Source organism: Bacteroidia bacterium (genome assembly GCA_033391075.1).
Taxonomy (GTDB): domain Bacteria; phylum Bacteroidota; class Bacteroidia; order J057; family J057; genus JAWPMV01.
The window spans coordinates 5,111,271-5,132,130 of the sequence record JAWPMV010000001.1; the positions used below are offsets into that span (position 1 = coordinate 5,111,271).

Annotated in this window: 15 protein-coding genes; 11 read left to right on the top strand and 4 right to left on the bottom strand. The window is 43.0% G+C overall.

Features of this window, described 5'->3' with window-relative positions:
- Position 1 precedes the first annotated feature (1 nt).
- Both R8P61_20335 and R8P61_20340 read right to left on the bottom strand, forming a co-directional pair.
- A complete protein-coding gene (locus R8P61_20335) occupies positions 2 to 436 on the bottom strand; it encodes a response regulator (GenBank protein ID MDW3649429.1) in 435 nt (144 codons plus the stop codon).
- A gap of 465 nt (positions 437 to 901) precedes the next feature.
- On the bottom strand, positions 902 to 1,624 hold the full coding sequence (locus R8P61_20340; GenBank protein ID MDW3649430.1) for a Bax inhibitor-1/YccA family protein: 723 nt from the start codon (positions 1,622 to 1,624) through the stop codon (positions 902 to 904).
- Positions 1,625 to 1,973: 349 nt separating this feature from the next.
- Here R8P61_20340 and R8P61_20345 point away from each other — a divergent pair, with 349 nt between their 5' ends.
- From R8P61_20345 to R8P61_20390, 10 genes are all read left to right on the top strand, one after another.
- The gene (locus R8P61_20345; protein ID MDW3649431.1) at positions 1,974 to 5,666 is read left to right on the top strand and encodes an NPCBM/NEW2 domain-containing protein; all 3,693 of its coding nucleotides are present in this window, start codon (positions 1,974 to 1,976) and stop codon (positions 5,664 to 5,666) included.
- A 172-nt stretch (positions 5,667 to 5,838) separates the two neighbouring features.
- Positions 5,839 to 10,182, top strand: a complete 4,344-nt coding sequence (locus R8P61_20350; GenBank protein MDW3649432.1) for a PA14 domain-containing protein — start codon at positions 5,839 to 5,841, stop codon at positions 10,180 to 10,182.
- Between the two features lie 3 nt (positions 10,183 to 10,185).
- Positions 10,186 to 10,929, top strand: coding sequence for a 3-deoxy-manno-octulosonate cytidylyltransferase (gene kdsB, locus R8P61_20355; GenBank protein ID MDW3649433.1), 744 nt, complete (start codon positions 10,186 to 10,188; stop codon positions 10,927 to 10,929).
- 61 nt (positions 10,930 to 10,990) lie between these two features.
- A complete protein-coding gene (locus R8P61_20360) occupies positions 10,991 to 11,503 on the top strand; it encodes an NADH-quinone oxidoreductase subunit J (protein ID MDW3649434.1) in 513 nt (170 codons plus the stop codon).
- Positions 11,504 to 11,511: 8 nt separating this feature from the next.
- Positions 11,512 to 11,850 (top strand): NADH-quinone oxidoreductase subunit NuoK, encoded by a 339-nt coding sequence (gene nuoK / locus R8P61_20365; GenBank protein MDW3649435.1) that lies wholly within the window; start codon positions 11,512 to 11,514, stop codon positions 11,848 to 11,850.
- A gap of 34 nt (positions 11,851 to 11,884) precedes the next feature.
- Positions 11,885 to 13,864, top strand: a complete 1,980-nt coding sequence (gene nuoL, locus R8P61_20370; GenBank protein ID MDW3649436.1) for an NADH-quinone oxidoreductase subunit L — start codon at positions 11,885 to 11,887, stop codon at positions 13,862 to 13,864.
- 146 nt (positions 13,865 to 14,010) lie between these two features.
- Complete coding sequence (bshA, locus tag R8P61_20375) at positions 14,011 to 15,153, top strand: N-acetyl-alpha-D-glucosaminyl L-malate synthase BshA (GenBank protein ID MDW3649437.1); 1,143 nt, start codon at positions 14,011 to 14,013, stop codon at positions 15,151 to 15,153.
- 108 nt (positions 15,154 to 15,261) lie between these two features.
- Positions 15,262 to 15,546, top strand: a complete 285-nt coding sequence (locus R8P61_20380) for a hypothetical protein (protein MDW3649438.1) — start codon at positions 15,262 to 15,264, stop codon at positions 15,544 to 15,546.
- Position 15,547: 1 nt separating this feature from the next.
- Entirely contained in the window at positions 15,548 to 16,324 is a 777-nt protein-coding gene (gene ispE, locus R8P61_20385; GenBank protein MDW3649439.1) for a 4-(cytidine 5'-diphospho)-2-C-methyl-D-erythritol kinase, read from the top strand.
- 62 nt (positions 16,325 to 16,386) lie between these two features.
- Positions 16,387 to 17,781, top strand: coding sequence for a DUF5106 domain-containing protein (locus tag R8P61_20390; GenBank protein ID MDW3649440.1), 1,395 nt, complete (start codon positions 16,387 to 16,389; stop codon positions 17,779 to 17,781).
- Positions 17,782 to 17,916: 135 nt separating this feature from the next.
- On the opposite strand, the gene R8P61_20395 is transcribed toward R8P61_20390, so the two are convergent.
- A complete protein-coding gene (locus tag R8P61_20395; GenBank protein MDW3649441.1) occupies positions 17,917 to 19,317 on the bottom strand; it encodes an OmpA family protein in 1,401 nt (466 codons plus the stop codon).
- Between the two features lie 133 nt (positions 19,318 to 19,450).
- A complete protein-coding gene (locus R8P61_20400; protein ID MDW3649442.1) occupies positions 19,451 to 19,831 on the bottom strand; it encodes a response regulator in 381 nt (126 codons plus the stop codon).
- A 204-nt stretch (positions 19,832 to 20,035) separates the two neighbouring features.
- On the opposite strand from R8P61_20400, the gene panB reads away from it, so the two are divergent.
- Positions 20,036 to 20,854, top strand: coding sequence for a 3-methyl-2-oxobutanoate hydroxymethyltransferase (gene panB, locus R8P61_20405; GenBank protein MDW3649443.1), 819 nt, complete (start codon positions 20,036 to 20,038; stop codon positions 20,852 to 20,854).
- Positions 20,855 to 20,860: the final 6 nt, after the last annotated feature.

Below are 20,860 nucleotides of genomic sequence, written 5' to 3' on the forward strand. Positions count from 1 at the left end.
ACTATACTTTATTAAATGAGGGTAGTTTAACGATGTTAAACCAAAAGTTCTCTATACTCTTTATCACTTCAATAAATTCATTTATATCTACTGGTTTAGCTATATAGCAATTTGCATGCAAGTTATAAACCATTTCGATATCCTGGGTAGCCTGAGAAGTCGTCAACACCACCACAGGTATGGACCTGAGGATAGAAGAAGCCTTGATCTCAGCTAGTACTTCAGAACCGTGTTTTTTGGGTAAGTTAAGGTCGAGGAGAATGATGTCCGGTTGTACTGCATCTATATATTTTCCTTCCTTGTTAAGATACGCAATCGCTTCCACTCCGTCAGGCACTACATGCAAGCTCAGATCCTGACTAAAATTCCCTTCTTTCAGTGCTTCCTGCGTCAATCTTACATCTCCGGGATTGTCCTCCACTAACAGAATATTCATGGCAATTAACTATTTATGGTATTTGATTTACTAAGAAATAAATATAGGAAAATAGCGCTTAAGCTTCTTTATTTCCCACCCCATGAATAGCTCCCTATCAACCTTTCAAAGATTTTCTAATACGCCCTGCTGTCCATAATATTTACTGTTTGTAAAATTTGTCCTTTTGAGGGAAAGAAAAAATTCGCAGGAACTGTGATTCTTACATAGTTCTTCAGAAAAAGGGGATCACTACTAGCAGCACTCTTACATGATGAAATAGCCAAAATGCGGGCTAAATGGATGGAAGGCCAAGAAAACAGAAAAAATATGCACTTTTTTAATCAAAATGTTACCTAGCATGCAATAAAAAATACCTACCCAAAGCCAGAAATCATTCATCAAAAAGCGGGATGAAAGAAAAATGCCGAAAGTGTAAGCACTTTCGGCATTTCAAGAATGATCATATCATCCTGTATTATTACATCAGTCATCTCCTCCTCCAAAGAATCTGAGCAGGAAGAGGAAAAGGTTGATAAAGTCAAGATAAAGGTTCAGCGCTCCCATCAAAGCAATCTTATTGGTGGTTTCTGTACCGGGCTCAGCCGTTCTGGCTACATTCAAAAGCATTTGGTTATCATAGGCCGTCAAACCACAGAAGATAAGGACTCCTGCACATGAGATGATATAGTCGAGGGTACTTGAACCCATAAACATATTCACAACCATTGCTATGATAAGGCCGATGAGTGCCATATACATGATAGAGCCCATTTTACTTAGGTCCACTTTTGTGGTAAGTCCAATAAGCGCCATCGCTCCAAATGTGCCTGCTGTTATAAAGAATACTCTTGATATTGCTCCAAGCTCATATACCATAAATATGGTGGCGAAGCTTATTCCATTCACCAGGGAATAAATGGCAAAGGTGGTACTTGCAGCCTGAAAGCTCATTTTATTGATTCGAGCAGCCAGAAAGAATACCATTCCCAAAGGAGCCAGCATCACGATCCAGGTCAGGATACCTCCACTTAAAAACAAATTGATGAGTGCAGGTGACTGAGAAACGAACCATGCGGTAAGACCTGTAATGACCAGTCCCAAAGACATAGTTACATACACCTGTCGCATGAAAACATTCACTCGCTCATCGCTGAGTTGCTGTTCCCTTATGGTTTTCTGTTGTGTACTACTAAAAGGATTTTCCATTATAAACGATTTCTATTTTTTTCTTGGAAAGTAAATATACGAAATATGAATAAACTTGGATATTTAATCTCCATACTTTATGGTTACAAAAATCATACAAATCCCACAAATCTGTCAGCTTTTCAGCATGCTATGCCATTCGGACAGGTAAATTCCCCATCAAGTAAGATTTTCCCTTGATTTTACACGAAAATACCTAACTTCCCTCCATCCCGACAAAAGCACCTCTGTGCCATTCCGGCACAATGAAAAAACCCTTATTCCATGTAAACTCCCTGAAAAGACTCATATAGTCAGCCATGGCTTATGCCTACTTCAAGGAAATGATTAATGTGAATATAAACGTCGGATGAAACATCTATACTCAAGTACTACGCGAAAGATCTCAGGCTCTTATAGGAATTTATTTTTACTGGTTTTCCTGATAGGAACCACAGCATTCCTTCCCATGAAGATTATGAATTATGGGATAAGCAATCCTTCTCCTATATCAGCCTACCTAAATGGTAATTTTCCAGATGAAGCACCTTCCAGTACTTCCTCATGGACTGCAGAAGTTGCCTACCCCAATCTTACCTTTACCGATCCTATTCAACTACTCGAATTGCCGGGAACCAATAAGTTCATCATGGCAGGTAAAAAAGGAAGACTCTGGACCTTTGACAAAGATCCCAATACGAATTCAAAAACAACGGTATTAAATATTGAATCCAAGATTCTGACCTCCGGTGATGCCGGATTGATGGGATTAGCCTTACATCCGGAATTTGGACAAGCAGCTTCTCCCAATCGGGGATACCTTTACATCTGGTCCCGTCAAAAAGGACCTACCAGCAATGGCAACCTCGGCTATGTGATCCTTGCAAGATATAACTGGCCCGATGGAGCCAATACAATCGATGCCAATTCCGAATTTGTTATGATCAGGCAATATGACAGACATCAGTGGCACAATGGAGGCGGCATGTTTTTCGGACTCGATGGATTTTTATACATCTCAAGTGGAGATGAAGGAGGAGCCAATGATCAGTACAATACAGGACAAAAGATAAATGTAGGCTTACTTGCGGGCGCTTTGCGCATAGATGTTGATAAAGACGCAAGCAGAAGCCATCCCATACGGCGACAACCGTTAAATCCGGCAACTCCTCCCAGTGGTTGGCCCAATAGCCTCAGTCAGGGCTATTATGTACCTAATGATAATCCCTGGCAGGATGTCAATGGTACAATACTCGAAGAATTTTATGCAATTGGTTTCCGCAGCCCACACAGAATGACCCAGGATCCTCAAACCGGTGATATTTGGATGGGTGATGTCGGACAGGGTTCGCGCGAAGAAGTAAGTTTGGTACCGAAAGGCTCCAATCTGCAATGGCCCTATAAAGAAGGAAGCATCAATGGCCCCAAAGCCAAACCAGGAAATTTGATAGGATTCGATCAAGCTCCTGTCCATGACTATGCCAGAAGTGTAGGAACCTGTGTGATTGGAGGTTTTGTGTATAGGGGAAACAAATGGCCCAGCCTCAGAGGAAAATATATCTTTGGAGATCATACCACCCGTAGAGTTTGGTCCCTGGATCATAATCAGCAAAACGGCAATACTACCAAAGCAGATTTGGTAACCATTCCGGCTTTTGGTACGGGCAGCAAAGCAGGAATTTCTGCTTTTTCTACAGATGCTGATGGAGAAGTTTATATCCTGAAGCTCTATGGAACTAATCAGGACGGGGGAAGGATTTATAAACTCAATGCAAGTAACATCACGCCTGAGCCTCCCCAATTCCTTTCTCAAACCGGAGTATTCTCAGACTTAAGCGACCTTACTCCAGCAGCTGGAGTCATTCCCTATAAAGTAAATGCTCCTCTATGGTCTGACAATGCTACTAAAAAACGATGGGTAGCGATCCCTAATAATGGAAGCTATAATACTGCAGCTGAAGACGTAGTCTGGGCAGAAAATTCTGAATGGGAGTTCCCCGAAGGAACGGTTTTCATCAAGCATTTTGAAATGCCTTTAGATGAAGACGATCCCACAGTAATCAAAAGACTGGAAACTCGCTTTATCATACGGGATAAAAATGGGGGACTTTATGGCGTTACTTATAAGTGGAATGCCGCAGGCACAGATGCGGAACTTTTGCCGGGCGCGGATACAGAGCCTTACACCATTAGCAAAAGCGATGGAAGTACAGTCAACCGCGTATGGGACTTCCCAAGCAGAGCAGATTGCATGACCTGTCATAATGAAAATGCAGGTGGGATTCTCGGAGTAAACACCCATCAATTGAATGGAGAATTTGAGTATCCTTCCGGTATAAGTGACAATCAGCTTCGCACCTGGAATCATCTCGGCATATTTGATGTAAGCCTGAACGAGCCCGATATTCCTGGCTACATTCACACAGGAAACATCAATGACCCCAATTATAGCCTCGAAGAAAGAGTGAGGTCTTACCTGGATGGAAACTGTGCCCATTGCCACCAACCCAATGGAGTAAATGCCAATTTTGATGCACAATTTACAACTGCAATCGGATCGCAAAATCTAATCAATGGTAGCCTACAGGGTTCCTATGGCATCCCAGATGCCGCTGTTGTAAAAGCCGGAGAAACCTCCAAGTCCATCCTGTATATACGAGACAATAGTGTTGGGAATGATGCGATGCCTCCCTTGGCAAAAAGTGTAATTGATGATGAGTACATCGAAGTTCTCGCAGCATGGATTGGCGACCTTGATCCCAACAATTGCCAGGGTACGACAACTACTTATCTATCCGACCTAAACTGGGTAGGAAGTCCAAGCAATGGATGGGGGCCAGTAGAAAAAGACAGAAGTAATGGAGAGCAGGGAGCAACGGATGGAAATACCCTTACCATCAATGGCCAAACCTACAGCAAGGGACTAGGCGCACATGCAGATTCTGAAATCATATATAATCTTGCTGGCCAATACACACGCTTGCTTTCTGACATTGGCGTAGATGATGAAACATGCGCTTCCGGATCCGTAGGATTTGAGGTGTATACGGATGGCACGCTTGCATATAGCAGTCCGGTCATGACCCAGGCAGATAATGCGATTTCTATAAATATAGATGTTACAGGAGTAAATCAATTGAGGTTAGTAGTAAATGATGGAGGGAATGGTATTACCTGCGATCATGCAGACTGGGCGGATATTAGATTAGAAGCGGGATGTGCGGATAATCAAGCACCTGTAACAGTATTCTCTGCCTCGCCAATAAGTGGCAATGGCCCACTAACGGTAAATTTTGACGCAAGTGCGACAACCGATCCTGAAAATGACCCCATCACCACCTATAGTTGGGACTTTGGAGATGGCAATACGGGAACAGGATTAAGTCCTAATCATATTTACGGTACTCAAGGGACTTTCAGAGCTACCCTTACCGCTACCGATAATCAGGGCAACTCCAGCATCAACTTTGTAAATATCAATGTAGGTCCGGTAACAATCTTCCCGGTTGAGATGCTGAGTTTTACAGCCTCTGCTTTTGGAGAAGCGATTTCTCTGAGTTGGCAAACCGCTTTGGAACAAAACAATGAAGGATTCGAGATTCAACGCTTCAATGAAAGAAGCGAGCAATTTGAAAAAATTGGCTGGATTCAAGGAAAAGGGGATACCCGGGATGGACATAGCTATCTATTCTTCGATACGGAAGTACGAGCAGGCAAGCTCTACACCTATCGTCTGAGACAAATCGATCTGGATGGGCAATTTACCTTCTCCGCTCAGGTCAGCGCTCAATTGGATGGCACGGGATTAACTGAACTCAAAGTTTATCCTAATCCGCTTGATCAGGAAGTATTGCATCTCGAACTTCTTGGAGTAGAAATCGAAGAATCGGTCTTTATTTCTCTCTTTGATAATACGGGCAGATTGGTACACGAGAAAATTTTGAGCAAAGAAGCAGCTGAAAGCCGCGTGAGCCTTGAAGTAGGAAATCTACCGGGAGGTATTTATAGCCTGCAAGTGAGCAGTTCTAAATTCAGCAAAGTGCAGAAAATCATTGTGAGATAGATCTACAAATCTTCTGTAAACAAAAGCCTCTCTCATATAGATATACATGAGAGAGGCTTTTGATATTACGCTTTCTATATTCTTTGCTTCGTCCTATTTTTGTAGGAATTAAATTCCTATACTAGGCCGCAATCAATAAGGGTATAAATTCTCGATTGAACAGCTCTAAGCTATGAACAAATTTGCTTTGTCCACTATCTTTTCAGGCAAAAGGATTTCCCTCAATCTCAGCCTGGGATTGGTCTTTTTCCTTTCTCTCGCGGCTTTGCCTTTGTTTATGCCTCCTCCAGGTTTGACACAGGCAGAACCTATTGGGAAATTCCTCAACGGAAATCTGCCAGCCCTGACTCCGGGAGGAGGAGCAGATTTGGAGTGGGACAGTGAAATTGCCTATCCAAACCTGACGTTTGAGGAACCGATCTTTATGATCTCTCATCCTAGAGAAAGAAGATTGTATGTTGCTTCTCGTACAGGTTTGATTGAAAGCTTTGGAGATAGTGCCAATGTTTCGACCAAAGAACCCCTGATTGATCTCAGAAATCTTACGAGCGTGGTTCATGATGGTGGGATGCTGGGCATGGCTTTTCATCCTGATTTTGGAGACCCCACTTCCCCAAACAGAAATTATATCTATGTATATCATACCGTCAGAGGAGAAGATGGGAGGAGCGGACCTTTCGTTTGTGATGAACTTTGTTTCACCTGTTTCGACAATGCCGTATGGTATGGAAGTTATCTGAGACTTTCTCGCTTTACTGTTACGGATGGAACTTATACGGCTGATCCTAATTCCGAGCAGGTACTCCTAAATATCCGCCAGTTGAACGGATCACATAGAGGGGGTGGAATCCTCTTTGGGAATGATGGTTTTCTCTATCTGACAATTGGAGATCAGGCGAGATTTGATGGTGCCCAGAATATCGTTGACAACTTCGAAGGAGGAGCCATCCGTATCGATGTAGATATGCAAGGAGGACAGATCAGCCATCCTCCCAGAAGAATCCTGGGTGAACATGCAGGTTCTCTAGGCGAAATCAGTGGAATGGGATATTACATCCCAAATGACAATCCCTGGCTCGAAGCTGACAGCAGCATTTTCGAAGAATTTTACGCCATCGGTCTACGGAATCCTCATCGTATGTCCATTGATAAAAATACCGGAGAAATATGGATAGGTGATGTGGGACATGCAAGCAAAGAGGAAATTGATGTTCTGGCCGGAGGAGCCAATTACGGATGGCCTTTATATGAAGCAAATGTAGGACCGATCCCTCGTTGCAGCATCGATCAGATTGGTCGGGGGACCCTTACAGCCCCCATAGCCCAGGTAAATCGCTCTGAAGTAGAATGTGTGATTGGTGGCTATGTATATCGGGGAGAGAAACACCCCAGCCTTTATGGAAAATATATCTATGGAGACTGTACCAGTAAACGGATTTTTGCAAGAGATACTGAAGGAGATTGGGAATTACTGATGAATTTCCTGCCCGCAGGTTCACTCATGACATTTGGAGAAGATTCTGATGGGGAAATCCTGATTGGTCGTCAAAATGGAAACACTACCCTCTACCGACTGAGTTCTCGAAATGCCAATCCGCCAGCCCCCGCTTTATTATCACAAACGGGAGCTTTCAAAAATCTAAATACCCTCGAAGCGGAAATAGGTGTCATTCCCTATGACATGATCGAAGATTTCTGGTCGGATGGTTCGGATAAGTATCGTTGGTTGGCCATCCCGAATGATGGAAACCCCGATACACCAGAAGAAAAGATCGGCTTCTTCAAGAATAATAATTGGGAGTTCCCCCTTGGAACGGTCTTCATCAAACACTTCGAACTGGGAGGCAAACGACTGGAAACCCGCTTTGAAGTACATGCTGACGATGGAAAATTCTACTACCTCACCTATAAATGGAACGAGGATCAGACTGATGCCAACTTACTCTTAGGAAGTCTGGATGAAGAGATTATGGTAAATGGAGCACCTCAGACTTGGCATTATCCCAGCCGTAGTGAATGTCTGAGCTGCCATCAATCCAATGCCGGATTTGTTTTGGGTCCCAAGACCCGATACCTCAATTCTTCCATTACCTATCCCCAAACAGGCGAAACAGCCAATCAGCTATATACCCTGAGTCATATCGGATTACTGAGTGAAGATATTTCTGAATTGGAAGTTGAAGAACTTCCGCGTATCCCTCAATTTGATGACAACTCTGTTGATTTAGAGGAAAGAGCTCGGGCCTATATAGACCTGAACTGTTCCTACTGCCATCAACCCGGAGCCAGCAATCGCGCGCAATTTGATGCCCGAATCAATACCCCTTTATCCCGACAAAAACTCATCTTTGGTGGCGTAAATAGTCCTTTGGGAATAGATGGAGCAAGAGTTATTAATCCTGCTAATCTTAATAGCTCCATTCTTTATCATAGGGTAAACTCCTTGCAAGAAGGGATAGCCATGCCTCCTTTAGCCAAAAATGAAATAGATCAGGAAGGAGTTGATTTACTAAATGCCTGGATCTCAGGTATGGAAAATCGGAACAATCCGGGAGGAACCGGACTGTTTGCAACCTATTTCAGAGATAATAACTTAAGTATTCAGGCCTATACCCAAATCGATCCTGCTGTAGAGTTTAGTTGGAGTGAAGAGGGAACAGAATTCCCTCCTTCTCCAGATAATTTTTCCATTCGCTGGGAGGGGGAGCTTATTTCTATGCAATCTGGCAACTACACCTTCTTTGTACAATCTGATGAACAGCTACGTCTGTGGATCGGCAGAGAGTTACTCATCGACACCTGGGATCAGGGAAGTCAGGAAGAACAAAGTGTACAAGTCAATCTTGATCAGGAAGAAAAATATAAAATCCGACTGGAATACCGGCATATCGATGGCCCTTCCAATATCAGTTTATCCTGGTCGGGGCCTGGCTTTAATAAAGAAATCATCCCTCGTTATCACCTCTTTCCGACTTCGGGAGACAACCTGGATTTAGGAGGAAGAGGCCTATTGGCAACTTATTTTAACAATGAAGACCTGACGAATGAAACCCTGCAAAGAATCGATCCACAAATCGCATTCGATTGGGGAGGTGGATCTCCGGATCCCAGCATTCTGGCACATACTTTCTCTGCACGCTGGGAAGGAAGCATAGAAGTCAGCACCTCTGGAACTTACACCTTCTATACCCTCACAGATGATGGATGCAGGCTTTGGGTAAATGGAAAATTGATCGTTGATAAATGGGTAAACCAGGGAGAAACCGAATGGGAAGGACAAATCGATTTGAGTGCAGGAGTGAGTATTCCAATCAAAATGGAATACTTTGAAAATGGAGGGAATGCATCCGCTCAATTATTCTGGAAAGGCCCTCGTTTTGAAAAACAAATTGTTCCCAAAAGTCATCTCTTTCCTCCTGGTGAGCAATCCCCCAATCGTCCTATTCCCCTTTGTATACAGGAAAATGAAGGAGAATTCGTCATTGAAGCAGAAAACTACACTTCTATTTTCGGAGGAAAAGACAATGCTCAATGGAATTTCTGGTCAGAAGTCAATAATGGGGATGCCAGCGATGGGAAAGCCATGATGGCCTCGCCTAATTTGGGAATCAGAGCCAGAGGCCTGGGAGGACCGAGGTTGGACTATGCGCTTTACTTTGAAGAAGCGGGAACCTACCAACTCTTTGTACGAAGCTATAAAGATCCCAATAGTGATGGTTCTTTTTTCATCGGTCTGGATGGTACTCCCCTGATGAGTCCCAATGGCAATGGTATGGGATATTCAGGTATTTGGAACTGGGAATCCTATGCCGATGGCAAATCTTTAGAAATCACCATAAAGGAAGCAGGAAAACATTACCTCAATCTATGGATGAGGGAAGATGGTAGCCTTGTGGACAAATTCATCCTCAAAAAAGACTTTGAAAAACCAGAAGGCATCGGAAATCTTCAGGAAGAAAAATGGGATTGTGAAGACGAAACTGCCATTTTTAGTTTGCAGGAATATGGTCAAGATCTCTTGATTACCTGGAATTTGCATCCTCAGGGAGGTATTTACTACCAGATTGAGCGTTCTGTAAATGGAGCACCTCATACTTTATTGGAAGAAGGGGGGCTACCTGCAAATTTTGCCAGTTTGTGGGATTTGGAACTCAGCAGCTTTGAGGGGGCCAAACTTCACTATAGAGTTCGTGCCTTTGATGAATTTGACAATCAGATTTTGGTATTGGGACAAGACCTTGATTTGAGTCAGTCTGTCGGCAGCTTTAGTTTCCAAACCTTTCCCAATCCTGTCAGCTACAATCTCCTGATCAATTATGACAATCCTTCCAGGGCTTCTATGCAGTTGCGGATTTTGGATATTCAGGCCAGGGAATTAAAGTATGCGACTATTGGAGAAGGAGAAAGAAATGGTAGCTTTGAATTTCCAATAGGAAATTGGAATGACGGCATCTACTTTATCATGCTTTCGGATGGAGAAGAGGTGCAGACGAAAAGAATTTTAGTCAAAAAATAGTCTATGAAGATCCTGGGTGTGATTCCCGCCAGATATGCTTCCAGCAGATTTCCCGGCAAACCTTTGGTTGACATCAAAGGAAAAAGCATGATTCAGCGAGTCTATGCCCAATGTCAGGCCTCTGAACTTCTGGATGAAGTAATTGTGGCGACGGATGATGAGCGCATTTTCGATCATGTACATGCTTTTGGAGGGAAAGTACTCATGACTGCTGAGCATCACCGATCTGGTACAGAACGTTTGGTAGAGATTGCTGAGAAAGAAACTTCCTATACTCATTTTGTAAATATCCAGGGAGATGAGCCCTTTATCGATCCTGCACAAATCGATCTTTTGTGTAAGCTTTTGACTTCTGACAGCGAGGTTCAGATCGCTACTTTGGTACACAAGATCCATAGCTATGAAGAGCTCATCAATCCCAGCATGCCCAAAGTAGTTCTTGACGAGCAAGGGAATGCTTTGTACTTCAGTAGATCCCCTATCCCTTTTATCCGAAAAGAAGCGGAGCAAACAAATTGGTTAAATCATCATGATTTTTACCGTCATATAGGAATTTATGCCTTCGAAAGGGAAGTTTTGTTGAAAGTTCCCCTGATGAAAAAGAGTATTCTGGAAGAAAAAGAATCTCTTGAGCAACTCCGTTGGCTGGCAAATGGCTATAAGATTCGGACCGCCGAAACGAATAAAATTAGCTTTGCCATTGATTCCCCTGAAGATTTGGATCGCTTACTCGAATCTTTGGCCTAATATTTTGCTTATTTGAATAAAATGTTCAATTTTAGCTATCTATTAAAAACCCTACTATATAGTGGACGCAGCGATTCTACAAACCATACTCTTCTGGATTTTTTCCCTACTGGGATTAGCCGGTGCAGTCGGACTTTTGATCAATAAAAATCCAGTCTATGCTGCTCTCTCTCTGATTCTTAACTTTTTCAGCATTGCTGGACTATATCTGTCCCTTGGGGCCGAATTTCTGGCAGCTATTCAGATCCTCGTTTATGCGGGGGCCATCATGGTACTCTTTCTGTTTGTGATTATGCTCCTGAATCTTCAGGATGAGCAAGGCGTGTTGAAATACGACGCTCGTAGAGGAGCCGCATTCGTCATCGGCATTGCCTTTGTAGGAGAGATGATGTACATATTCAGAAGCTTCTTCGATGACTCAGTTTTGGGAGATTTCAAATACGGCTCCGTTGAGCCTATCGGTCGTCAGCTGATGACCAATTACCTTTTCCCCTTTGAGATCATCTCTGTCATCCTTCTGGCTGCCCTGATCGGTGCGATTGTAGTAGCCAGAAAACACACCTATACTGATTAGCATTAAACATGGAAAATCTGATCCCTACTACATACTCTTATTTGGCAGTTAGCGCGGTGATGTTTGCTTTGGGTATCATCGGAGTAATGACAAGAAAAAATGGAATTGTAGTATTCATGTGTATCGAATTGATGCTCAATTCGGTAAATCTGGCTTTGGTTACCTTTTCAAAAATGTGGGAAGTAAACAGTCCGGAAACTACAGTTGGTGCAACGGGTTCGATGCTGGTATTCTTTGTTATGTGCGTGGCAGCGGCAGAAGCGGTAGTTGGCTTATCAGTGATCATTGCGCTTTTTAGAAACAAACTGGACATCGATATTAACAATGTAAATATATTCAAGTGGTAATCATGCCACTTGTTGGACGTTAAACGCTCCCCGAATGGAAGCTCTGTACCCTTTAATCATAATCATGCCCATGGTCGGCTCCTTGCTGATCGGACTGGGTGGGTTCTTAAATCCCGGATTACGCAAACAGGAGAGCCTGATAGGTTGGTTAGCTACCGCCTGTGTGGCTTTACCATTTTTGTTGATCCTTCATGCATTCTTCAACTTTGACCCCGCTCAGGGAGCTGTTAAGGTTGAATTGTTCACATGGATGCAAACAACAAGTGGATTTCAGATCAATTTTGATTACCAAATAGATCAGCTTTCCCTGCTTATGGGAATGATCGTAACCGGTGTAGGATCACTGATTCATATCTACTCCATAGGCTATATGCATGGAGATTCTGGTTATTATAAGTTCTTCGCTTATCTCAATCTATTTATCTTCTCCATGAATAACCTGATCCTGGGTGATAACATGGTGGTGATGTTCCTGGGATGGGAAGGGGTAGGACTATGTTCATATCTTCTGATTGGATTCTGGTTTGAAGATATGAATAAGGCGAAAGCAGCACAGAAAGCTTTTGTCGCTAACCGTATTGGTGATTTTGCCCTGATCATCGCTATGCTGATGATCTTTAATCAGATAAACTCTCTTACGTTTGCAGATATCGTAGTAGCTGATTTCGGAGAAAATACCTTCTGGATTGGCTTACTCATTTTTATTGCTGCAACTGGTAAATCAGCTCAGATACCTCTTTTCGTCTGGCTACCAGATGCGATGGCGGGACCAACTCCTGTATCGGCCCTGATCCATGCAGCTACGATGGTAACCTCAGGTATCTACCTGATCACAAGGGTTCACCCTATCTTCCTCGCTGCTGAAGAAGTACTGATGATCATAGTGGTAGTTGCTGCACTTACAGCGATTGTAGCGGCCTTTATTGCCATCGCACAAAATGATATAAAAGCAGTTCTGGCATACTCCACTGTTTCCCAATTGGGCTTTATGTTCATGGCCCTGGGAGCAGGAGCATTCACCACAGCAATCTTCCACGTGATGACACATGCTTTCTTCAAAGCCTGTCTCTTCCTGGGTTCCGGTTCGGTGATTCATGCCATGGAACATATGCATACGGTCGATGATCCCCAGGATATACGAACGATGGGAGGCCTGAAGAAATACATGCCTTCTACTAGTCGAACCTTCTGGATCTCTACCCTGGCAATTTCAGGTATACCTCTATTCTCAGGTTTCTTTTCAAAAGATGAGATATTGAGTAGCCTCTTCTTTAGTGGATATGGAAATACCCTCTACTTTGTGGTTTGGGGAGTAGCCGTATTTACTGCTGCATTGACGGCTTTCTATATGACTCGGGTTACCTTCCTTACATTCAATGGCAAGGAGCGTTTCCCTCAGGAAAAACATCCACACGAAAGTCCTTCCATCATGACTATCCCCTTATGGATTCTTGCTGGATTGGCAACTGTCGGTGGCTTTCTGGGTATTACTCCTCTATTTGGACATATTCTTCATGTACCCCACGTCCTCAATGATAGCTGGCTTTCCAGTAATGCAGGGATGGGAGATGCAGGGGGTATGGTAACCAATAGGGCTTCTATGATTACAGATATGCACCATCATGAAGCACTTGAGTGGTTCCTGGTGCCTTTCTCCATAGTCGTTGCAGTAGGAATGGTTTTATTCGCTTTCAGGTTTTACACACGCCATGATGTGGCAGGAGATCAAAAAGTGCAAAACTTCTTCGGAGGATTCTATACCGCTATGCAGAATAAATTCTACTTCGACGAAGTTTACAATAAATTCATTATCAAGCCTTTTGTTTGGGCAGGAACCAACCTCGTCCTATGGTTTGATCAGAATATCGTAGATGGTATTGTAAATGGAACGGCTGACCTTATATCCTCTATAGGAGACGTTTTCAAGAAATTGCAATCAGGTCTTGTATCCAATTACCTCCTACTGTTATCTGTAGGTGTAATCGTAATTATGACCTATCTGATCTTCGGATAAGGGAAAAAAATATTCATAGGAGGCTGTCTTGGAGAGAAAAATCTGAGACAGCCTTTATTTTATCTGCAAGTTGAAGTTGGAAACTATTTTATTTTGTCCAAACTCTTTAGCTTTGCCTGCGTTGTAATAAGAGCTATAGATCTATTATGAATATTGGAGTAGTTTGTTATCCTACTTATGGGGGAAGCGGAGTTGTTGCGACGGAGCTTGGAAAATCCCTGGCACTTCGAGGGCATAAGATCCACTTTATCACGTATAGCCGACCTATACGACTGGACCTTTTCTCTGAAAATATATTTTATCACGAAGTTCGTACCCAGGATTATCCTCTTTTTGAGTTTATCCCATATGAGTCTGCTTTGGCAAGTACAATGGTTGATGTAGCTCGATACAATGATATCGACCTCTTCCATGTACATTATGCTATCCCACATGCCTCGGTGGCTTTTACCGCCAAGCAAATCCTCAAAGAATATGACCTCCATGTACCGGTTGTAACGACCTTGCATGGAACAGATATAACCCTGGTAGGGAAAAACAAAAGTTTTGCCCCTACTGTGAGTTTCTCCATCTCGAAAAGCGATGGAGTAACGGCCGTATCAGAATTCTTAAAAGATGCTACCCTGGACAACTTTCAGGTGGGGAATAAGGACATCCGGGTCATCCCAAATTTTGTTGATGTCAATCGGTTTCAACGACATGACAAGGATCACTTTCGCAAAATGATCAGCGGAAATGATGAAAAAATCCTTATCCATACCTCAAACTTTCGAAAAGTAAAACGGATCGAAGATGTCGTAAAAACTTTTGCGATTGTAAGAAAAGAAGTCCCTTCACGACTTATGATGGTAGGAGATGGGCCGGAGAGGAGCAAAGCAGAAGAATTGTGTCGTCAAATCGGAATGTGCGACGATATCGTTTTCCTGGGGAATCAAAACAAGGTAGAGGAGATTTATTCAATTGGAGATATCTTCCTCATGCCCTCTGCAAGTGAGAGTTTTGGTTTGGCCGCTCTGGAAGCCATGGCCTGTGAAGTTCCGGTAATTTCTTCGAATGCGGGAGGATTGCCAGAACTAGTGGTAGACGGTAAAACGGGTTTTACCAGCCCTATAGGAGATGTGGAGAAAATGGCCGCTGATGCTATTGGTCTCTTAAAAAATGAGGCCAAATGGAAAGAGTTTTCTCTGGCAGCCAAAAACCACGCACACAACTTTACGATCGAAAAGATCGTGCCCCATTATGAAAGATATTATGAAGAAGTTTCACGAGAATACTCTTCTGTTATCTAATCCCGGGCCCGCTTTTCGCCGTATAAGCATTAGACGCTTGATGAGATGCTGCAATGGAATGCGCGATTGAGCATTGGATTTGAGCCTTAATTTTTTCAACTTAAACCCATGAGCTTTTTACTCTGGACACTAGGAATAATCCTCGCTATAAACCTTACCATACGCTTATTTGGCAAGAGAATTCTCACTTTCGGGATGAAACGTGTGATGAGAAAACTTATGAAGGATGCCGAAAAGCAAGCCCAGGCTTATCAAAAAAATTATGACCAGGGCGACTTCCGTCAGAATGTATACGTCGACAATGAAGTCAAAGTAAGCGCTCCTAAATACGACGACAAAAAAGATATACGAGTAGAAGAAATAGCGGAGGAAATCGAATACGAAGAGATTTAACATGCCCAGCCTTTCACTCAGGCCCCATGCAAAGATCAATCTGGGGCTTATTATTCAGGGGAAAAGACCCGACGGCTATCATTTACTGGAAACCTTATTATATCCCATCTATCACTTTCAGGATGAGCTAAATCTTGTTCCTACGCAAAGCGAAGGATGTGATTTTCATATTGAAGGGATAGAACTGGAAGGAGACCCCAATGACAACCTTGTCGTCCGGGCCTACAATGCCCTTAAAGAGCAGATTCCAGAGCTTCCCGGAGTTCTCATTCATCTAAAAAAACAGATTCCTGCTGGCGCAGGTTTAGGAGGAGGTTCTTCCGATGCAGCTTTCACCCTCAAAGGTCTTCGGCAATTATTTGAATTGGATATTGAAGATGCTGTACTGGAAGGAATTGCAGCCGGCCTGGGAGCGGATGTTCCCTTTTTCCTATATGACAAACCTCTTTTTGCCGAAGGAATTGGTACCCAACTCTCCAATTTCCACTTAGAACTCCCCTACCATATAGAACTCATTACTCCCGGCATACATTCTTCCACTATCGCAGCCTACAAAGGCCTGGATATCCGCAAGCTCAAACCCGGAAGGCAGCTAAGGCCTGCATTGGCAGGGCCGGTTCATCTGTGGAAAGAATACCTGGACAATGATCTCGAATCTGTTGTATTCGACATGCATCCGGAGATTCGGGAAATTAAGGAAGATCTCTATCGACAAGGAGCCATATATGCTGCTATGTCTGGCAGTGGAAGCTCTGTTTTCGGTATATTTGAAAAATAGCAAGATCGCTTAGGGATTTTCAGAAATTACGATATTATTTAATAAAGATATTTAAGCAGCATATGAAGTACCTCTTCACAACTCTAATTGTATTGCTCAGCTTGATGGGCCTACAGGCTCAAAAAGGATATGATATCCAGGCCAAAGTAGAAGGTTTTCAGGCAGAAGAAGCTTATCTGGCTTATTATTTCGGAGAAAAACAGTATATCAAGGACACCGTTCAGGTGGTGGACGGGATTATTCGTTTTACAGGCGAAGAGCCTCTGGATGCTGGGATTTACCTTATCGTACTTCCTCCGGAAAATCAATATTTTGAGTTGATCGTTGACAAGGATCAGCATTTTGCTGTGGAAACAAAGCAGGAGGACTTTGTCATGAGCATGAAAGTAAATGGCTCAAAAGACAATGAATTGTTCTATAAAGACATGCGTTTCCTTGGATCAAATCGCATGCGTGCCAATGAGATCAATGAGCAGATGAAGGACATGGGAGAAGATGATCCTAAGCTGGTTGCTTTGAAAGAGGAATTGACAAGTATCGATCAGAAAGTGAAAGATGGGCGTAAGGGATTGATGGAAAAGAATCCTGATATGCTTTATACCAAGGTTCTGAAAGCCATGATCGATCCGGTCGTACCTGATGAGATCAAAGATGATCGCAATGCTGCTTTTTATTATTACCGTGACAATTATTTCAACAATCTCGACTTCTCGGATGATCGCCTACTCAGGACTCCCGTGATGTATAATCGGGTAAATACCTTTTTGGAAAACCTGACTGTCAAGCAGCCTGATTCCATTAATAAATCCATCGACATTGTCCTGAATAAAAGTGCAGCACATGATGATGTCTTTCAGTTTTTCACCGTCAATACCTTAAACAAATATGCCAAGTCCAAAGTCATGGGCATGGATGCTGTTTATGTTCATATCGTAGAAAGTGTGTATATGCAGGGGAGAGCCTGGTGGGCAGATGAGGAACAAATATCTCAGCTTACCGAGCGCGCATTGGCCATCAGTCCAACCATTCTAGGCAGAAAAGCCCCCAATTTCCGCCTCAAAGATGAACTGGACAACTGGACAGATCTCCAATCGACACCTGGTAAATACACCATTCTGTATTTTTGGTCCTATGACTGCGGACATTGTCAGAAAGAAACTCCCAAACTGGCAAAAATATTTGCCAAGTATAAGGATAAAGATGTTTCGCTCTTTACCGTCAGCATCAATGGAGATGTTGAAATCTGGAAGGAAAAAATCAAAGAATATAAACTGGAAGGTGCTATCAATACCCAGGATCACGTAAGGCGTTCAGGCTTTGATTCTATGTATGATATCCGTTCCACCCCAAGGGTATTTGTTCTCGATGGAGAGAAAAATATCATCGCCAAGCAAATCTCTGTGGAGCAGATCAGCGAAGTTCTCAATCATGAACTGGGGATAGAGGAGGTAGAGTAGCGCCAAGCGCTTTGAAGTGTTAGGGTGTAAAAGTATTAGTGTGTTAGGGTAGATGTATGACACATATACGCTAACACACTAACACGGTTCGGAATCAGGATAGATGTATGCATTACCCTAACACACAAAAACTTCTTAAACATCCAACTCTTCCAGCAATTCGTTCAGGCGATCCTGATCGACTTTGCGGAATTTAGCTTTCAGTTTTATATAAGGAAGTCTTTTGCTTTTCTTTCCTTTCTTCTTGAGGAGGTTTCCAACTTTGAAATCTCTTTTGATAAGATAAGGAGTCCCATCTTTATCATACTGAACCGCCACGAGAATCATATTGGTTTCCGTATCGACAAATTTCACTTTGGTAGCCTCATAATTTCTCAAGTCTTTTTTGCGAAGGGGAATGTAAGTTTTGACAACCTCACCGGTGATCATCGCAGTAGTTCCGCGATCAAATCTCTTTCCTTTAAACTTCACAAAAACATCGATTCCCTTATCCTTTCTTTCTGTATTCTGAGAATAGTACAAAGGACGGGCGATGGCATAACGACCAATAGAAGGGACCTTGAAGGAATATGACTTCTGAGTACCTTTATACAGTACCTCTTCATTTTCTATTTCCTGCCAGCTTTTCACCGCATTGAAACCGGGCGTACCACCTTCCGGCGCATTGCGAGAGCGACCTCTTCGGCGAGTTCCTCCTCTGGATCCTCCGCTACCGGCATAGAGTCCCATTTCCTTATCCCTACGAGTAGTAGGAAGAAGAACCTCAAAATTGGCATTGGGTTGAACCCTTACAGCTCTTCCACCAGCAGTAGCATTGATAGAGAAACTTCCTGCAGCTTCGAGTGGCCCATCTTTACTGATGGTAGGCATGTTGTTTTTCAACATGTCACTACGGTCATATAGCTCTTTCATTTGCCACATAACTTCATCATCCTCTGTTACAAAACTTCCCGGAGGAACAATTACAACCAGACCTCTGGGAGAAATGATGTAATTTCTACGGCCAACTTTGATAGGCACGGGATTGTAATCGGCATAAATGGTATCCGTGATTGAAGCAGGATCTACTTCTACAGGTGGTAATTCTTCCTGAGGGGCTTGTTCTACCACAGGAGGAGTATAGACTTCACTCGTAAATACCACTGCGATATCTGCTCTTCGATTCTTTCTCCTTCCGGAGAAGGAAAGATTTGAAGCTACAGGTTTAGTCGTACCCAATCCTTCATAGGTGATCCGATTGAGGTCCACTCCTTTTCCGGTAAGATAAAGAGAGACCGCACGGGCCCTTAACTCCGAGAGTTTGAGGTTATATCCATCAGAACCGATGCTATCGGTATGACCAAATATCTCAATGTAGTATGATGGATAAGTTCCAAACTGAGTAATCATCGAATCCAGCTCAGCAGCTGAACTCGGAGGCAGATCGTAACGGTCAAATTCAAAGTAAACCGTGTCGATCAGAAAATTGGCTGACTCCTGGGCTTGTACAGCAAGCAAGCTCATCATAATCAGGCCCAGTATATACAGTCTTTTCATTGCAAGGCTTATTAATTAAAGCGGGATATATTAAAGGCGAAATATAGAGAAATTTTACCCCTAGACAAAGCGTTGGAGATGGTTCCAGATTTGGTAGTAGTCATAAGCTCCAAATATTTTTTGTCTGGGATTGTCAACTTTGAAAGTATTTTTCAGATACTTTCTGAAACTTTGTCCCATCAAAGGGTTTGATGATGTAGCCATTCATGCCTGCGTGCATGAACTCTTCCAGTTTCTCAGGGATAGAGTGTGCGGTAAGGGCAATAATGGGAATTGCTTTGCCATTTTGCATTTCCCGGATGATAGGAGTTGCTTCTAATCCGCCCATGATAGGCATTTCTATATCCATTAGAATCAGGTCAAAAGACTCATCCTGAACATAATTGATGGCCTGCTCACCATTGATGGCAGATTTTACACTATGGCCTTCTTTACCGAGGATATGCTCGGCAATCATGAGGTTTACTTCATCGTCCTCGACAACCAGAATTTTTTTACCGGTAGGGATACTCATACACAGCTTTATGTAGGCAACAAACCTATCTCAGATATGAAAATAAGGGCTTTTTGGCTGATAATCAAAGCAAAAAGACCCACAAAGCAATCTAAATGTAACCAAGTCCCTAATTTGGTAAAATAAACGCCCTTGAAATGGAATTATTATTCTACTTTTGTTCCAATTCTGATTAAAAGACTGCTAAACTCGAATAGAAGATCTATGTCTACGGCAAAAAAAGATGTTAAACGCGTAACCACTCATGTACTGCGTGCCATGAAGGAACGTGGTGAGAAAATTTCCATGCTCACTTCCTACGATTTTTCCATGACCCGTATCGTGGATGAAGCAGGAATCGATGTCATTTTAGTAGGAGATTCTGCATCCAATGTGATACATGGACATGAAACTACCCTTCCCATTACCCTTGATCAAATGATCGATCATGCCTGTTCAGTAGTAAAAGCTGCGAAACGGGCATTGGTAGTCGTGGACCTTCCTTTTGGTCATTACCAGGGAGACTCCCGGGCAGCACTCAAAAGTGCAATTCGAATTATGAAGGAATCCGGGGCACATGCCATCAAAATGGAGGGAGGAGAGTTCATTGTAGATTCGGTAAAGCGGATTGTGAGTGCGGGTATCCCAGTAATGGGGCATTTGGGCCTTATGCCTCAGTCTATTTATAAATACGGAACCTATACCGTTAGGGCCAAAGAAGAAGAAGAAGCCAAACAATTGATTTCCGATGCCAAGAGTTTGCAAAAAGCAGGTGCCTTCGGAATCGTCCTGGAAAAGATTCCCCGTGATTTGGCTAAGCAGACAAGCGCCAAACTTAAGATTCCTACAATTGGAATTGGGGCCGGGCCGGATTGTGATGGACAAGTACTGGTTCTCCACGATATGCTAGGAATCAATAAGGACTTTAGCCCAAGATTTTTACGACGCTATGCAAATTTATTTGACGTGATTAAGGAGGCGGTTTCTGCGTATATTGGAGACGTAAAATCTCAGGACTTCCCCAATGAAAAGGAAGCCTACTAAATATTT

Coding starts and splice junctions, on each gene's coding strand:
- R8P61_20350 (MDW3649432.1), top strand. CDS start 5,839: ATGAACAAATTTGCTTTGTCCACTATCTTTTCAGGCAAAAGGATTTCC.
- bshA (MDW3649437.1), top strand. CDS start 14,011: ATGAATATTGGAGTAGTTTGTTATCCTACTTATGGGGGAAGCGGAGTT.
- R8P61_20380 (MDW3649438.1), top strand. CDS start 15,262: ATGAGCTTTTTACTCTGGACACTAGGAATAATCCTCGCTATAAACCTT.
- R8P61_20345 (MDW3649431.1), top strand. CDS start 1,974: ATGAAACATCTATACTCAAGTACTACGCGAAAGATCTCAGGCTCTTAT.
- R8P61_20340 (MDW3649430.1), bottom strand. CDS start 1,624: ATGGAAAATCCTTTTAGTAGTACACAACAGAAAACCATAAGGGAACAG.
- ispE (MDW3649439.1), top strand. CDS start 15,548: ATGCCCAGCCTTTCACTCAGGCCCCATGCAAAGATCAATCTGGGGCTT.
- panB (MDW3649443.1), top strand. CDS start 20,036: ATGTCTACGGCAAAAAAAGATGTTAAACGCGTAACCACTCATGTACTG.
- kdsB (MDW3649433.1), top strand. CDS start 10,186: ATGAAGATCCTGGGTGTGATTCCCGCCAGATATGCTTCCAGCAGATTT.
- R8P61_20390 (MDW3649440.1), top strand. CDS start 16,387: ATGAAGTACCTCTTCACAACTCTAATTGTATTGCTCAGCTTGATGGGC.
- R8P61_20335 (MDW3649429.1), bottom strand. CDS start 436: ATGAATATTCTGTTAGTGGAGGACAATCCCGGAGATGTAAGATTGACG.
- R8P61_20395 (MDW3649441.1), bottom strand. CDS start 19,317: ATGAAAAGACTGTATATACTGGGCCTGATTATGATGAGCTTGCTTGCT.
- R8P61_20400 (MDW3649442.1), bottom strand. CDS start 19,831: ATGAGTATCCCTACCGGTAAAAAAATTCTGGTTGTCGAGGACGATGAA.
- nuoL (MDW3649436.1), top strand. CDS start 11,885: ATGGAAGCTCTGTACCCTTTAATCATAATCATGCCCATGGTCGGCTCC.
- nuoK (MDW3649435.1), top strand. CDS start 11,512: ATGGAAAATCTGATCCCTACTACATACTCTTATTTGGCAGTTAGCGCG.